Raw genomic sequence first — 15,384 nt, 5'->3', positions numbered from 1 at the left:
CCCGCCACGGGACGGAAAGACCCCGTGAACCTTTACTATAGCTTAGCATTGGGACTGGGTAAATAATGTGTAGGATAGGTGGGAGACTTTGATGCTGCGTCGCTAGGCGTAGTTTAGTCGTTGTTGAAATACCACCCTTTATTTATCTGTTTCCTAACTCCCAGAGGGAGGACATTGCTTGGTGGGTAGTTTGACTGGGGTGGTCGCCTCCAAAAGAGTAACGGAGGCTTTCAAAGGTTCCCTCAGTACGGTTGGTAACCGTGCGTTGAGTGCAATAGCAAAAGGGAGCTTGACAGAGAGACCTACAAGTCGATCTGGGTCGAAAGACGGATATAGTGATCCGGTGGTTCTGTATGGAAGGGCCATCGCTCAAAGGATAAAAGGTACTCCGGGGATAACAGGCTGATCTCCCCCAAGAGCTCATATCGACGGGGAGGTTTGGCACCTCGATGTCGGCTCGTCACATCCTGGGGCTGGAGAAGGTCCCAAGGGTTGGGCTGTTCGCCCATTAAAGTGGCACGCGAGCTGGGTTCAGAACGTCGTGAGACAGTTCGGTCCCTATCTGTGGTGGGCGTAGGAAGTTTGAGAGGCTCTGATTTTAGTACGAGAGGACCGAATTGGACATACCGCTGGTGTATCTGTTGTCTTGCCAAGGGCACGGCAGAGTAGCTACGTATGGACGGGATAAACACTGAAAGCATCTAAGTGTGAAACCCACCTCAAGATGAGACTTCCATAGAGGAACGTTGGAGATTACGACGTAGATAGGCTATAGGTGTAAGTGCAGCAATGTATGTAGCCGAGTAGTACTAATGAACCGATAAGTTCTCTTTTTTATATAATTTATTCTACTCAGTCTTTCTTCATCTCAATGATTTTAATTGCGAAAGGCTTAAAGTCGAAGGCAGAAGTAAAATCGTTAATGTCAGTTTGTTGATTTAGATATGAACTAAATTCATCAAAAGAAATTGGTTCAGTGATGAACCTGAAGATTTGATGGTGTTTATAGGACGGGTGTCCACCTCTTCCCATTCCGAACAGAGAAGTTAAGCCCCGAACCGCCGATGGTACTTGGATCAAACCTGGGAGAGTAGGTAGACGCCGCATTTTTATTAAACCTCAATACGTAACGTGTTGGGGTTTTTTTATGCATGAATAGTTGGTCTCGTCCTGAAATACTCGTCGATAATTTCAATTTAATAAAGGGCGATAAGGATCAGAAGTTAGAAATTCTACGAATATACTTGAAGGGAAAAGTTGATATACCACAGGAGCTATCGCATCTAAAACTACATTCAAAAGGTTTCTTTGATGAAATAACTATCCAAGACTTTCCGATTCGTAATTACCAGGTATTCCTTCATGTCAAACGTCGTAAATGGAAGGATTTAGAGAGTAATAAGAATGTAACTCGTAATTGGGAACTAGTAGCTCAGGGAACTCGAATGACAACAGAGTTTGCTGCTTTTTTAAAATAATTCAATAGATACACAGGCTATTGATGTCGGAACGGTTGGCAAATTCTTTGGATTGAATGGAAAGAAACTTTAGCGGCAGTATAAGAATCATCTCAGTAGTTTCAAGAACTGGAAACAGAAACGAAGGGCTAAAAATGGCTAGTTTACTCACAAAATATAGGAGAATATCCATCCATTGATGAAACGATCCTTTCAGATATAGAACTTTAAACTATTCTCACCAAGAAAGCCGCCAAAGGTAAAAAGGACACATTATTTCTGTCATCGCTGGTACTACAGCTACTGATATAATGAAGGTCTTATGTAAGATTGCAGAATCTAAACGTAAGAATGTCAAAGAAGTAATCCTGGATTGGCAGCAAATATGGAATTGCTATTAAGGAAATCATTTCCTTGGGGAAAGAGTATCACAGACCGTTTTCATGTTCAGAAGTTAGCCTGAGATGCCGTGCAAGAGGTGAGAATTAAGCATAGATGGGAGGGCCTTGGACCATGAAATGATACTATTGAATTAGGGAAAGCAAAGGGAATGTCTTACAAACCTGGAATACTAAGTAATGGTGATGCACTGAAGCAGCTTTTAGCTCGAAGCAGGTATCTCTTTTATAAGCGACCAGTAAACTGGTCTAAATCGCAGGTCGAAAGAGCGGCTCTATTATTTGAACGCTACCCAGATGTTAAAAGGCGTTTGGTTTAGGTCTCAAACTCGCTGAGATTTACGACAAGGCCACCGACCAATAGATTAGCCAAATGGCATGAAGAAGTAAGGCAGGCAGGTTTTATTATTTAATTCTATCGCTCGAACCTTTGAGCATCATTACAGAACTATGTATAATTATTTTGATAACAGAAGCACCAATGCTTCAGCGGAATCTTTCTATGCTAAAGTAAAAGCATTTAGGTCCAGATTTAGAGGTGTCAGGAGTATTGAATTCTTCCTTTTTAGGCTATATCAAATTTACGCTTAAAGAAACTCATCCCCCAGATTTTGTACTTGACCCATAATAGAGCCCAAAAACTATTCAATCAATCCGAAAAATCTTGGTAACCAAAGTGATATTGCAGGCACATAAGTAATGATTAAAAGTACAAGCGTCATGGCTCCTAAAATCGGCATGAGTTTCTTTATAACCTTGGTAACTGGCACTTTTGCTACACCACTACCAACAAATAGAAGTGTACCAACTGGTGGCGTACAAACGCCAATACAAAGGTTAAGCACCATCACCATTCCAAACTGGACTGGGTGCATTCCCAAAGCCATAACCACAGGTAAAAAGATAGGGGTAAATATAAGTACGGCAGGCGTCATGTCCATAAAAGTACCTACTAAGAGTAATGTGATATTGATAACTAAAAGTACCAGAAATGGATTTTTGACGGAGTCAATAAGAAAGTCGGTAAACATTTGTGGAATACTCTCAAATGAGAACAACCAAGACATGGCCATGGATGTACAAATTAAAAACATCACAATAGCCGTTGTTTTGGCACTTTTAAGTAGAATACCTTTAAAGTCTTTTATTTTTAATTCTTTGTTTACAAACCCTAATAGAACTGCATAAACTACTGCGATGGCAGCAGCTTCTGTTGCAGTAAAAATTCCTCCTACAATACCACCAACCACTATAAAGAGCAATGAAAGACTAAGGATGGAGTTTTTAAAGTCTATGAATAATTGTTTTATGCTTACACGCTCACCCATGGGTAAGCCTTTACGTTTACCATATAAGTAAATCATAAACATAATGACAGCACCAACTAATAAACCTGGAATATAGCCTGCTATAAATAGTGCCGCTACAGAGGCAGTTCCTCCACTAGCCAAAGCGAAAATGATGAAGACATTACTAGGAGGAATAAGCAAACCAGTGGTAGAAGAAGTAATATTTACCGCAGCACTAAAATCTCTTGGATAACCGTCATTAGCCATTTTGTCGGTAAGTGTACTTCCAATTGCTGAAGCAGCCGCTATCGCCGAACCAGAAATAGCCCCAAAGAGCATAGCTGCAAGTGTGTTTACATAAAGCATTCCACCCGGGAGGCTTCCTATCAATGATTTTGCAAAAGCAATAAGCCTATTAGCAATACCGCCCCTATTCATTACTTCTCCGGCAAGGATAAAGAAAGGAATGGCTAGTAAAGCAAAATTATCAATACCTGTAGTCATGCGTTGGCAGGCTGTGGTAATGGCCGGCATAAATGCTATGTTTAACAGAAGTATTAGTGTTGTAGAGATTCCAATGGAGTATGCCACTGGAACGCCATAGGCCAATAGTCCAAAAAACGTAATAAATAATAAAATGATGCTGATAGCTTCGATACTCATATTCTTGTTTCTTTTCAGTAAACTGTAATTGGAGGAAATGATTTATTGAATTTTGTTTTTGCCTTCAAGAATTCTATGAATACAAAAGAAAATAATAAGTAAACCACTGACTGGAACAATGGCATAAACATAGCCTAATGGAACATGTAAAGCGGGCGATGTTTGACCAAGTTTTAAAGTAATATAGACAAGATTACCTCCGCCAATAACCATGACAACAAGGGCAAATAATATCATAAAGAGTTGGATGTTTTTCTTGCGTGCCACTTGCTTTTTTGGTGGCAACTTGGTTACAAGGAAGTCCATGGATAAATGCCCTTCTTCTTGTCCATTTATATATGCTGCCCCTAAAACGGCAAGCCATATCAATGAAAAACGGGCGAATTCTTCCGTAAAAGAACTTGACTGCCCAATGATATAGCGAGAAGCCACTTGCCAAACCACATCTATGACAAGTAAACCGAAGATGGCAACGAGCATGTTTTCGATAGATTTGCTAAGAAAAGTATATGTTTTTTGCATTTTGAATGGGTGAATTAAATATTGATTATTGCTTATCAGTACCAACTGCTCTGATACGCTCAATCATTTTCTTCTTTTTAGGGTCTTGCATCAAGGTTTTAGTAAGGGCATCTGCTTGATTAGAAAACAAGGATTTATCAGGATAAATAAATTCAACATTAGCCTCTTTAAGGACTTTCATGTTTTCTTCTACTGTTTCTTTCCAGTATTGTTTTTCTTTAGCTACACTTTCGTTGGCAGCATCTTGTACCCACTTTTGTTCAGTTTCGTTTAGTGATTCCCAAAAAGTAGAACTCATAACCACTACATCAGGTATCATGCTATGCTCGTCAAAAGTATAGTATTTGCAGATTTCATAATGATTTGAAGTCACGAACGATGGGATATTGTTTTCCGCTCCGTCAACAACTTTCTGTTGAAGTGCTGTATATAATTCTCCATAAGCCATTGGTGTGGCAGAGCCGCCTAATGTATTGACCATGTCCACCGACATTTTATCATTCATGACTCTTATTTTCATTCCGCTTAAGTCAGCAGGAGTTTGAATGGGTTTTTCTTTTGAATAAAAGCTACGGCTGCCTGCGTCATAAAAGCACAAGCCTCTAAGAAGGTATTCACTTCCAGCAGCTAGCAATTCTTTTCCTATTTCTCCTTCTAATACATTGAATAGATGTTCGGAGTTTTTAAATAAATAGGGTATTCCTAAAACTTCATATTCGGGAGCGAAACTAGACATTGATGCCGCACTCACTTTGGTCATGGCAACACTACCAATTTGCAGTAGCTCTAGTGTTTCACGTTCACTACCTAACTGGGCATCTGGGAATATCTTTAATTGGAGTTTACCTGCTGATTTTTCGTTCAATGATTCCTGAAAGGCAAGAATCCCTTTATGCACAGGATGCGTAACAGGTAATGAATGAGCAAAGTAAAGTACTTTTTTGTCCTTAATTTCAGAACAAGATGAGGTTCCAATCAGTAAGAGAATTGTTAGGAATGGTAATAATGTAGATCGGCGAAATTTGGATTTCGTCATAAATTTATTCTTAGGTATCATTTCAATAGATGCGAATTTATTCGGAAAGTATGAGCATTGCAAGCCTTATAACAAGCTACTTATTAAAATAGTCAAATAAGTACGCACTGACTATTAGCATAATATTAGAAATAGATTTTTATTCATCCGTTTAAGTGTAGAAATTCAAAGGAGTATTAGTTTTGACTTAGCTAAGCCCCGTCTTTTTTGTTAAAGAAAGAGGTGTCGATTCTGATGAAATTAGTCTATCTTATATCTGCGATTGGTGATGAGATAGTCCCTGAGTGTGATTTTCTTGATTTCTAATCGTCCTATTTTTTATCCTAAAGTTTTTCCAAAATTTAGAATTTAACAAGGGCTCCCAACTTTTGTACTTGAGCCCTTCAAACTTCTTATATAGCTTTCTGGTCTATGTTTTAAATGTGTTTTTAAAATGTGTACCTAGGGTCTTGTATGTAAGAGATGCGATACATCTGTGTAATTTCTATACTTAAGAAATCGAACTCGTCTATAACCTTACCTTTTAGTTCATAAACTCCTTGCCCTTTGAAAGGGTACTTTGCGGCTACTGGTGGAAAGTGGACTGTATCTATCCACTGTCCTTTTTTGTCTAAAAATGTACCAAAATACATATTTTGACCTTTAACTGTTACAGTTCTTTTTCGAGTTACTAGATATCCATAGAGTGTTATTTCTGTATTTAGAAATGATTCCATGTCTGTGGCAAGATTGTTATTTGAGGTTTTTTCTGCCAAATGGAAAGGATTACAAAGTGGATATCCTAAAATTTCCATTTGGTCAAATGCGTCTTCTAGTTTAGTTGAGTTTAATTTAGGTAGAAATATTTCTTTGGCTTTATGCTTGAAGAGTTCGTTTTGTTGTGTTTTAGGTATTTCTTTGTTGAGCTTATATAATGCCTTCCATAGTAGTTCTCTTCTATTTATTCCTGTATAATTAAATGCTCCTATTCTGAGTAGTATCTCTATTTGTTCACTTCCTGTATCTATGCGGTCTAGGAAATTCTCTATGCTTTTATAAGAACCATTTCTGTTTCTTTCTAATAGTATTTTATCTATAAGATCTGTATCTAGATTATGTAAATGGTTTAATCCAAGATAGATATGTTTTCCTTTGATAAGGCTTTGTTTTTGACTTATGTTTATATCAGGACTATGAATATGAGCTCCATGTAATCTAGCTTCATGCACATAGGTTTCGGTTCTATAAAAACCTCCACCATTATTAAGTACAGCTACCATGTATTCTAAAGGGTAATAGGTTTTAAGAAAGAGGCTTTGATAACTCTCTACTGCATAAGAGGCAGAATGTCCTTTGGCAAACGCATATCCAGCGAAACTTTCTGTTTGATGCCAAACTTCTTTTATGGTTTCTTCAGGAATACCTTTTTCTCTACAGTTATTTATGAATTTTCTTTTGACTTTGACAAATTCATCTCTTGAACGAAATTTTCCGCTCATCCCACGTCTTAGTTGGTCAGCTTCGGCTAGGTCTAGACCCGCAAAATAGTGAGCCACTTTAATTACATCTTCTTGATAGACCATAATGCCATAAGTTTCGGGCATTATTTTTAGCATTACAGGATGAGCTTGTTTTTGACGTTCTGGGTCACGATGACGTAATATGTATTCCCTCATCATTCCGCTTTTAGCAACACCAGGTCGGATTATGGAGCTAGCGGCCACTAGTTCTAAGTACGTACTGACACCTAATTTTTTTAAGAGCATACGCATAGCTGGGGATTCTACATAGAAACAACCGATGCACTTAGCTTCACTTACATTCTTGTTTATTTTAGGATCATGCATGAAGCTTTTTACATCATGAATATCTATTGGCGGTAGGTTTGGTCGGTTTTCTTTAATGATTGCAAGGGTGTCTTTTATTTTGCCTAGGCCCCGCTGGCCTAGGATGTCGTATTTGAAAAGGCCTACATCTTCAGCTATTTCCATGTCAAATTGTACAGTTGGGAAACCTTTAGGAGGAAGATTAGTTGCTGAGAAATAATGAATAGGTTTCTCTGAAATTATAATACCACTGGAATGAACACTGAGGTGATTTGGAATCCCAATTAGTAATTGGGAGTATTTTACTATTAAAGTCTGAATATCATCAAGTTTGTTAGCATCATATTTTCCGTCGCTTAAGAGGTCAAGCTCAGGTTTAGGTAGTCCAAATACTTTGCCTAGTTCTCTTACGGCTCCACTATGTTTGAAACAATTATATGTGGCTAATAAGGCTACTTGACCGCTGCCTTTAAAGTATTCAAAAATGAAATTGGTGACATCGTTACGGTCTTTGGATGAAAAATCAATGTCGAAATCTGGTGGGTTGGCTCGATATAGATTCATAAAGCGTTCAAAATATAAATCTAATTCGATGGGGTCTACGTCTGTAATACCGAGTAAGTAAGCCACTATACTATTGGCTCCGCTACCTCTTCCTACATGATAATAACCTTTACTTTTCGCGTAGCGTATAATTTTCCAGTTGGCTAGAAAGAAGGCTAAAAAATCCATTTCCTTAATGGTTGCTAGCTCTTTTTCTATTCTGGCTGTAATGATAGGTGTTATTTCATCATATCTCTTTTTTAAACCCTTTTGACAGAGCTTTTCAATGAATTTATAATCACGATTACTGTCACCAAAAAAACTTAAAAGGTTTTGGTGTTTTCTGTTTGCACTAAAGTCGAAATAAATGCTGCACTCATTTTGGATGGCTTCTGTGTTTCTTAAAAGTAAGGGGTAGGTTTGTTCTATTTGGTTTATGGTTTCTTCATTAAGGAATGTGTCTGAAAGTTGTCCTTCTTCGGTTTTTGGTAATTTGCTGAGTAATGTATTATTGTCAATAGCCCTTAGTAAACGATGTACGTTAAAGTCACTTTTATGCCTAAAAGTGACCTGATGAAGAAGAACCATCTTGTCTATATATTTGAAATAAGGAGACCGATGTAGATGAGGGGGTTCGTTTGTGTTTACACCTATGTATTCGTTCTGGCTAAAGTTATCTTTGCCTAGTGAAACTATTTGAGATAGTGGATATATGACAATCGCGGCGTTGAATGGTGGAGCTTCTTCAGGAATGGCTTGCTTGTTATGGGAATAGTAAGATAAGTAACTGTTTATTTCTTGAAAACCTTTATTGTTTTTTGCGATTGCAACAAAAAGCTGTTTTGCTCCTAATCTAAAGTCTATTCCTATGATAGGTTTAATATTATATTCAGCAGCTAGCCTTACAAAAGATAGACAGCCTGAAGTATTATTGATATCGGTTAGGCTAAGTACTTTTTGATGGTGCTTTTGACCGAGTTCTAGTAATTCTTTTTCTGAAAAAGTACCATAGCGAAGACTGAAATAGGAATGGCAGTTTAAATACATGTTTTACGATGTTCTATGAGCTAAAACGGTAGGAGGCTCACCATTAAATGGATTTGATATTCCCCCAATAGAGCGAGCTCCAAAAGTAGAGGCACGCATCACACTTCTAGCTCCATAGCGGTCTCTTATTTTATCCATCCCAGAATATAGATTAGCTGTTTTTCTAGCATCTTCAAAAATGCTTAACTGATAGCTTCCGCTTGTGATGTCGCTGTATTTGACTCCTACAAGCCGAACAAGAAGTCTTTTGTTATATAGACTTTCAAAAAGCTCCATGACTTTTGGTATCATGATATGGTCGGCAGAAGAATATGCTATTCTGCTTTGCTTAGAATAGGTGTTAAAATCAGAGTATCGAATTTTGACAGAAATGCATCCTGCTATTTTGCCGCCAGAGCGTAATTGATAAGTAAGTTGTTCGGCCATGGCTTCGATGGTAGTTTTTAGTTTAGACACATCGGTAGTGTCTTTGCCGAAGGTTCGCTCATTTGAGATAGACTTTCTCTCGTGATATTCTACCACAGGACTGTTATCTAAAGCGTTAGCTTTTTGCCAGAGTGAGAGGCCATTTTTGCCCAAAACTGAACTAATTACATCCTTGGGTAAGTCTTGTACGTTTTTGACAATTTTGACACCAAGGTTACATAGCGTGTGAAAGGTGTTTTCACCTACCATTGGTATTTTTCTGACAGAAAGGGGGGCTAGGAAGTTCTTTTCGGTGCCAGGTTCAATTCTTAGCTTATTATTAGGTTTGATTTCATTGGTGGCTACTTTTGATACGGTTTTATTTATTGACATACCTAAGGAGATTGGTAAGCCAGTTTCATTGATGATGGTATCTCTTAATTCGGATGCATATTTGAAGCAACCGTAATGCTTATCCATACCTGTGAAGTCTGCATAAAACTCGTCAACACTTGCTTTTTCTAAGATAGGTACTCGCTCTTTTAATATTTCTGTCACCATTCTAGAATAGTCAGAATAGACGGCGGCATTGCCTTTAATAATAATGGCTTCTGGGCAGTAGAGGCGAGCCACTTTCATAGACATGCCGGAGTGGACATTGAACTTTCTGGCTTCATAGCTGGCAGCAGAAACTACGCCTCGGTCTCCTGTACCACCTACTAAAACGGGTAAATCATTTAGCCGACTGTCTAGTTTGCGTTCCACAGACACGAAAAACGTGTCTAAGTCCATGTGCAAGATGGTTCTTTCCATTATTATTTTTGATATAGATTCGACCGCAGAAGGCGGTTTTGATCAAAGATAATGGGAACTTAAACTCGGCTACAAATATTTGCTTTTATTGCTAATTATATTAGAATTTGTTATGATTGGCCCTATCCATCGCTGTTTTATATCACCCAATATTTAGGGATAGCACGGCATCTTCCATGAGAAATCCATTACCAATGTCTATATCTTCATTTTTGACGAAGTCAAAACCTTGTTTGATATAAAAATCATAGGCTTTATTGAACTTGTTGACATTTAGGGTTAGAGCTGTTTGTGAGTTTTCTAAAGCTACTTTTTTTGCGTAAGCGATTAATTGTTTTCCATAGCCTTTTCCTTGGGTTGATGGGAGTAGGTAGATTTTATGGATTTTTGCCTCTGACTTGTTTTTTGAATTGAGTTCATAACTGAGATAGCCTATATCTTTTCCAGCCTCTGATGCGATTATAAAAACATGATTTAATTCTGTTGACTGTTTTTTTAATGCATCTAGCGAATACATCATATCAAGCATATATTCTATCTGTTTTGGCGATAAGATTTGACCGAAGGTAGGTGGCCAAATTTCCTTGGCTAGGGATTGGATAATTGGAAGTTCATGAATGGTAGCTTTGCGAAGTGAAATCATGCTGTAAAACTAAGAAAGCCAAACCAGAGTTTGTGTACTCTGATTTGGCTTTTATTAATAAGTTGACGTTCTAAATTAGAGTTTAACCTTTGTCATTTTAGGTACTAAGAAGTGCATGCAGAGCCAAGCTACTAAATATGCTAAACCACAAATAATGAAGATGATATTATAACCAGCTCCAATATTTCCAGCTAATTCGAATTTATCAAGAATAAAACCTACTAACCATGGAAATAAAACGCCACCGACAGAACCGGCTAAACCACCAATTCCTACCACCGAACTTACGGCCTTCTTAGGGAACATGTCTGAAGCCGTGGTAAACATATTAGCACTCCATGCTTGATGTGCCGCACATGCTAAACTAATCAGTGCCACGGCCCACCAGATACTAGGGGCGTATTTGGCTGCCATAATTGGCATTACTGCAAAGGCTACTATCAACATAGTTGCTTTTCTGGCTTTATATATAGGCCAGCCTTTCTTGATGAAGTAACCTGATAAATAACCACCACCTACTGAGCCAATGGTAGCTACAACATATAGAACAGCGATATGAATAGATGGCTTTTTTAAATCCAAATCAAAAATATCTGAGAAATAAGAAGGTATCCAGAATAAGAAAAACCACCAAATAGGATCTGAGAAAAACTTACCTAAAACGTAAGCCCAAGTTTGTCTTAAGCTAAAGAGTTTACCCCAACTTACTCCTTCATCAGACTCCCCAGTGTCATCTTTTTCAACGTCACTATTTATGTAATCTAGCTCTTCTTGACTAACTCCTTTCTTTCTCTCAGGTCTTTCATACATAAACCACCAGAAAAAAAGCCATACAAAACCTACTGCACCAGTAAGGATAAAAGCCATTTCCCAGCCATAAACACCAAGAATCCAAGGGACGAAAAGCGGAGCGATAACAGCTCCTATGTTAGTTCCGGCATTAAATATGCCAGTAGCCAAAGCCCTGTCTTTTTTCGGGAACCACTCTGCCACAGTCTTTATGGATGCAGGAAAATTACCTGCTTCTCCCGCCCCCAAAATAACTCGCCAAAAGGCAAAACCGAAGGTTGAACTAGCTAATGCATGTCCCATGGCGGCAATAGACCAAACGAAAATAGAAACGCTCAAGCCAATCTTAGTGCCTATCTTATCAATAATACGTCCGAAAATTAAATAACCTAATGCATAAGCGGCCGTAAAAGCCATTACTATATAACTATAGTCTTTTTCGGTCCAACTAAATGCTTTTTCTAAGGTTGGTTTTAGAAGACCAATAACTTGCCTGTCGAGGTAGTTAATAGTAGTAGCGGTGAATAAAAGTATCACCACCGTCCACCTAAATACTTTAGGCTTGTTTTCCATTTTTATAGGGTTGTTTTTTTAGCTAAAAGAAGCTAAATGCTTTATTGAAGTAGAATAGCGAATTTGAATGATTATAATTGGAGAGCTAATGGTCTAACATTAACTCTCCAATTTTTTTGATTAACGAAGTGTTTTTATCAAAGCTAAAGCATCTTTTACTTTAGTTTTTAAACCTTCGAAATCTTTGTTTTTTAGTATTTCTTTTGAAATAAGCTGAGAGCCCATTCCAACACAAGTAACACCAGCGTCAAACCAACCTTTAAGGTTAGCTTCGTCCGGAGAAACACCACCTGTAGGCATGATGCTAGTCCATGGCTGAGGCCCTTTAATTCCTTTTACGAATTTAGGACCGTATAAGTCACCAGGGAATAATTTGACAATTTCGCAGCCTAGTTCCTCTGCTCTGCAAATCTCTGTAAGACTTCCACAACCTGGAGACCAAAGTACTTTGCGACGGTTACAAACCATGGCAATGTCTTCTCTAAGTACTGGCGTAACTATGAAGTTAGCTCCAAGTGCCATGTATAAAGAAGCCGATGCTGCATCTGTAACAGAGCCCACGCCTAAAATCATACCTGGAAGTTCTTTTAGGGCGTATTTATTCAATTCTCCAAATACTTCATGAGCGAAATCTCCTCTTGATGTAAATTCCATCAATCTAGAACCTCCGTCATAACAAGCTTTTAAAACGTCTTTGCAAAGCTCAATGTCAGAATGGAAAAATAAGGGAACCATCCCATTATCTTTCATTACTGCTGCTACTTCTAATCTTGTATATTTTGCCATTTTCTATTATAAATTTATCTAGCTACTCGGCCTGAAGCGTCGCCACTCATTAATTTTTCTACTTCTGGTACTGTTACCAAGTTAGCATCACCTTTGATGGTATGCTTAAGACAAGATGCCGCTACCGCAAAATTCAATGCGTTTTGGTCGTCTTCTGGGTATTTCAATAAACCATAAATTAAACCTCCCATAAATGAATCTCCACCACCTACACGATCCACAATGTCCGTGATTTGATACTGTGGCGACTCAAACATGTTTTTGCCATCATACATAACTCCAGCCCATGTGTTATGCGATGCAGAGATAGAACCTCTAAGGGTAGTAATTACTTTTTTAGCCTTAGGGAATTTTTCCATCATTTGCTTACAAACAGAAAGGAAAGCTGTGGCAGTAACATCGTGCCCTTGGGTAGTGATGTCAAGACCTTCTGGCTTAATTCCGAAGTGCTTTTCTGCGTCTTCTTCGTTTCCAAGAATAATGTCGCAATGTGAGGTAAGCTCTGTCATGATAGCTTCTCTGTCTCCACCATAATTCCAAAGCTTAGCTCTGTAGTTAAGGTCGGTAGAGATGGTAATACCTTTAGCACTTGCAGCTTTTACAGCTTCTAAACAAGTGTCGGCAGCACTTTGAGAAATAGCAGGAGTAATACCTGTCCAGTGAAACCACTCTACTCCGTCAAAAACTTTATCCCAATCAATCATTCCTGGCTCAATCTCACTTACAGAGGAACCTGCTCTATCATAAACCACTTTACTTCCTCTTGAAACAGCTCCAGTTTCTAAGAAGTAGATTCCTAATCTATCTCCACCAAAAACAATGTTGTCGGTGTTGACACCACGTTTTCTCATTTCCATTAAGGCACACTCACCAATATCGTTTTTTGGCAAACGTGTTACAAAACTTACAGGAACTCCGTAATTAGCCAATGATACAGCCACGTTAGACTCACCACCGCCATAAACTACGTCAAAGCTATTTGCTTGAGAAAACCTTAAAAAACCTGGAGGTGAAAGGCGTAACATGATTTCACCGAAAGTGACTACTTTTTTCATTTTGTTATATTTTTGACTTGCTAAATGTCTTTTTTTTGTTAAAATTAATGAATTCTCAAAGTTTAGATGTTTTTTATTTAAAACCCAAAGTATTCTTTGGTGTTATTATAACAGATGTCTTGAATAATCTTACCTGTCCAAGGAATATCGTTTGGAAGTTCTCCATTTTCAATGTCCTTACCAAAAAGGTTACATAAAATTCTTCTGAAGTATTCGTGTCTTGGAAAAGAAAGGAAACTTCTAGAATCTGTTAGCATACCAATAAACTTACTAATCAATCCCATGTTTGACAAGATATTCATTTGATCTATCATGGCATCTTTTTGGTCTAAAAACCACCAACCTGAGCCAAACTGAACCTTACCAGCTACTGAGCCATCGTTAAAGTTACCAATCATTGTGGCTATCATGGCATTGTCAGCGGGGTTAAGGTTATATAAAACCGTTTTGGCCAATTGGTTAGTATTGTCCAATTTATTTAAATAACGTGAAATGGCAGCGGCTTGTGGCCAGTCTCCCATGCTATCCCAACCTGTATCTGGTCCTAATTCTCTTAGCCCTCTTTCGTTATTGTTTCTTAAGGCACCTAAGTGAAACTGCTGTACCCATCCTAAATCAGAATACATCACTCCTAAATAATGAAGAATGGCAGATTTGAATTCTAATGCTTCAGCTTCAGAAACTGTTTGACCGTTAAGAGCTTTTTTGAGAACCTTGTCGGCTCCTTCTTCTGTAAAGTCGGCAGAATAAATTTGCTCAAGACCGTGGTCAGAGATTCTACAGCCATTTTCCTTAAAGAAATCTGCTCTGCTTCTTAATGCTTTTTGAAGTCCGTCTAGGTCTGTAATAGGAGCATTTACGATAACACCTAGTCGCTCTATAAAAGAGGCGAAACCATCGTTTTCAATCAGAATGAACTTATCTGGTCTGAAAGCTGGGTACATATTTACGCCAGAGTTATCATAGGCAATATGATGTTCTAGCGTATCTAGTGGGTCGTCTGTAGTACAAACGGTCTCAACTTTCATTTTACTTAATAAACCTTGAACAGAGTATTCTTTTGTTTGGAGCATAGCAGTGGTGTCCGCATAAATGCTCTTTGCAGAGTCTCCGTTCAGAATGTCATGAATACCGAAGTATCTCTGTAGCTCTAAATGAGTCCAGTGATAAAGTGGGTTTCTTAAGGTGTAAGGTACTGTTTCTGCCCATTTTTGAAACTTTTCTTCGTCGGTCTTATTTCCTGTACAATAGGCCTCATTTATACCGTTTGAACGCATAGCTCTCCACTTATAGTGGTCACCAGCTAACCATGCATGACTAATATTATTGAAGTTGATATCATTTAATATTTGGTCAGGTGGTAAATGATTATGGTAATCTATAATGGGCATGTGTTTAGCATACTCATGATAAAGTTTTTCGGCGGTTTTGGTCTGAAGAAGGAAATTGTCGTCTAAGAATTTTTTCATTTTTTTATTCAATAGGCCAAGATTAGTGAAGTTTGATGGGTTTTAATGTCAAACTATTTTATCAATTGTTATTATTAAAGATTAGCATTTG

The 15,384-nt window shown here is 38.1% G+C and carries 13 protein-coding genes and 2 rRNA genes (1 of these 15 running past the window's edge); 5 read left to right on the top strand and 10 right to left on the bottom strand.

Annotated features, from left to right (window positions below; translation table 11 throughout):
- From AC0L6O_RS20385 to AC0L6O_RS20365, 5 genes are all read left to right on the top strand, one after another.
- A 23S ribosomal RNA gene (locus tag AC0L6O_RS20385) occupies positions 1-833 on the top strand; it begins 1,995 nt to the left of the window's first position.
- A gap of 162 nt (positions 834-995) precedes the next feature.
- Positions 996-1,107: ribosomal RNA gene (gene rrf, locus AC0L6O_RS20380) — 5S ribosomal RNA — on the top strand.
- 44 nt (positions 1,108-1,151) lie between these two features.
- Positions 1,152-1,478, top strand: a complete 327-nt coding sequence (locus tag AC0L6O_RS20375; protein ID WP_473305004.1) for an ISAon1 family transposase N-terminal region protein — start codon at positions 1,152-1,154, stop codon at positions 1,476-1,478.
- 529 nt (positions 1,479-2,007) lie between these two features.
- Positions 2,008-2,175 (top strand): hypothetical protein, encoded by a 168-nt coding sequence (locus AC0L6O_RS20370; protein ID WP_473305003.1) that lies wholly within the window; start codon positions 2,008-2,010, stop codon positions 2,173-2,175.
- A 130-nt stretch (positions 2,176-2,305) separates the two neighbouring features.
- Positions 2,306-2,446: a transposase gene (locus AC0L6O_RS20365; protein WP_473305002.1), complete on the top strand. Its 141-nt coding sequence runs from the start codon at positions 2,306-2,308 to the stop codon at positions 2,444-2,446.
- Between the two features lie 50 nt (positions 2,447-2,496).
- Here the strand turns inward: AC0L6O_RS20365 and AC0L6O_RS20360 are convergent, their stop codons facing one another.
- The 10 genes from AC0L6O_RS20360 to uxaC form a co-directional block, all read right to left on the bottom strand.
- On the bottom strand, positions 2,497-3,801 hold the full coding sequence (locus tag AC0L6O_RS20360) for a TRAP transporter large permease (RefSeq protein ID WP_473308553.1): 1,305 nt from the start codon (positions 3,799-3,801) through the stop codon (positions 2,497-2,499).
- A gap of 48 nt (positions 3,802-3,849) precedes the next feature.
- Complete coding sequence (locus tag AC0L6O_RS20355) at positions 3,850-4,329, bottom strand: TRAP transporter small permease (protein WP_473305001.1); 480 nt, start codon at positions 4,327-4,329, stop codon at positions 3,850-3,852.
- A 25-nt stretch (positions 4,330-4,354) separates the two neighbouring features.
- Positions 4,355-5,365: a TRAP transporter substrate-binding protein gene (locus AC0L6O_RS20350; protein WP_473305000.1), complete on the bottom strand. Its 1,011-nt coding sequence runs from the start codon at positions 5,363-5,365 to the stop codon at positions 4,355-4,357.
- Between the two features lie 428 nt (positions 5,366-5,793).
- Positions 5,794-8,760 (bottom strand): DNA polymerase III subunit alpha, encoded by a 2,967-nt coding sequence (locus AC0L6O_RS20345; RefSeq protein WP_473304999.1) that lies wholly within the window; start codon positions 8,758-8,760, stop codon positions 5,794-5,796.
- Between the two features lie 3 nt (positions 8,761-8,763).
- On the bottom strand, positions 8,764-9,978 hold the full coding sequence (locus AC0L6O_RS20340) for a DNA polymerase Y family protein (protein ID WP_473304997.1): 1,215 nt from the start codon (positions 9,976-9,978) through the stop codon (positions 8,764-8,766).
- A 142-nt stretch (positions 9,979-10,120) separates the two neighbouring features.
- The gene (locus AC0L6O_RS20335) at positions 10,121-10,621 is read right to left on the bottom strand and encodes a GNAT family N-acetyltransferase (RefSeq protein ID WP_473304996.1); all 501 of its coding nucleotides are present in this window, start codon (positions 10,619-10,621) and stop codon (positions 10,121-10,123) included.
- 75 nt (positions 10,622-10,696) lie between these two features.
- Entirely contained in the window at positions 10,697-11,983 is a 1,287-nt protein-coding gene (locus tag AC0L6O_RS20330; protein ID WP_473304995.1) for an MFS transporter, read from the bottom strand.
- 120 nt (positions 11,984-12,103) lie between these two features.
- A complete protein-coding gene (locus AC0L6O_RS20325) occupies positions 12,104-12,769 on the bottom strand; it encodes a bifunctional 4-hydroxy-2-oxoglutarate aldolase/2-dehydro-3-deoxy-phosphogluconate aldolase (RefSeq protein ID WP_473304994.1) in 666 nt (221 codons plus the stop codon).
- A 14-nt stretch (positions 12,770-12,783) separates the two neighbouring features.
- Complete coding sequence (locus tag AC0L6O_RS20320; RefSeq protein WP_473304993.1) at positions 12,784-13,824, bottom strand: PfkB family carbohydrate kinase; 1,041 nt, start codon at positions 13,822-13,824, stop codon at positions 12,784-12,786.
- Positions 13,825-13,901: 77 nt separating this feature from the next.
- Positions 13,902-15,293: a glucuronate isomerase gene (gene uxaC, locus AC0L6O_RS20315; protein WP_473304991.1), complete on the bottom strand. Its 1,392-nt coding sequence runs from the start codon at positions 15,291-15,293 to the stop codon at positions 13,902-13,904.
- Positions 15,294-15,384 lie beyond the last annotated feature (91 nt).

The sequence above is a fragment of the Arcticibacterium sp. GJ41-1 genome, assembly GCF_055808875.1.
Note: the sequence above shows the minus strand (reverse complement) of the source record. Positions and strands in the feature narration are given on the sequence as shown.

Excerpts from the sequence above, each read along its gene's own strand:
- AC0L6O_RS20340 (WP_473304997.1), bottom strand. The coding sequence starts at position 9,978 with ATGGAAAGAACCATCTTGCACATGGACTTAGACACGTTTTTCGTGTCT.
- AC0L6O_RS20335 (WP_473304996.1), bottom strand. The coding sequence starts at position 10,621 with ATGATTTCACTTCGCAAAGCTACCATTCATGAACTTCCAATTATCCAA.
- AC0L6O_RS20325 (WP_473304994.1), bottom strand. The coding sequence starts at position 12,769 with ATGGCAAAATATACAAGATTAGAAGTAGCAGCAGTAATGAAAGATAAT.
- AC0L6O_RS20365 (WP_473305002.1), top strand. The coding sequence starts at position 2,306 with ATGTATAATTATTTTGATAACAGAAGCACCAATGCTTCAGCGGAATCT.
- AC0L6O_RS20320 (WP_473304993.1), bottom strand. The coding sequence starts at position 13,824 with ATGAAAAAAGTAGTCACTTTCGGTGAAATCATGTTACGCCTTTCACCT.
- AC0L6O_RS20355 (WP_473305001.1), bottom strand. The coding sequence starts at position 4,329 with ATGCAAAAAACATATACTTTTCTTAGCAAATCTATCGAAAACATGCTC.
- AC0L6O_RS20330 (WP_473304995.1), bottom strand. The coding sequence starts at position 11,983 with ATGGAAAACAAGCCTAAAGTATTTAGGTGGACGGTGGTGATACTTTTA.
- AC0L6O_RS20350 (WP_473305000.1), bottom strand. The coding sequence starts at position 5,365 with ATGACGAAATCCAAATTTCGCCGATCTACATTATTACCATTCCTAACA.
- AC0L6O_RS20345 (WP_473304999.1), bottom strand. The coding sequence starts at position 8,760 with ATGTATTTAAACTGCCATTCCTATTTCAGTCTTCGCTATGGTACTTTT.
- AC0L6O_RS20370 (WP_473305003.1), top strand. The coding sequence starts at position 2,008 with ATGTCTTACAAACCTGGAATACTAAGTAATGGTGATGCACTGAAGCAG.
- AC0L6O_RS20375 (WP_473305004.1), top strand. The coding sequence starts at position 1,152 with ATGAATAGTTGGTCTCGTCCTGAAATACTCGTCGATAATTTCAATTTA.
- uxaC (WP_473304991.1), bottom strand. The coding sequence starts at position 15,293 with ATGAAAAAATTCTTAGACGACAATTTCCTTCTTCAGACCAAAACCGCC.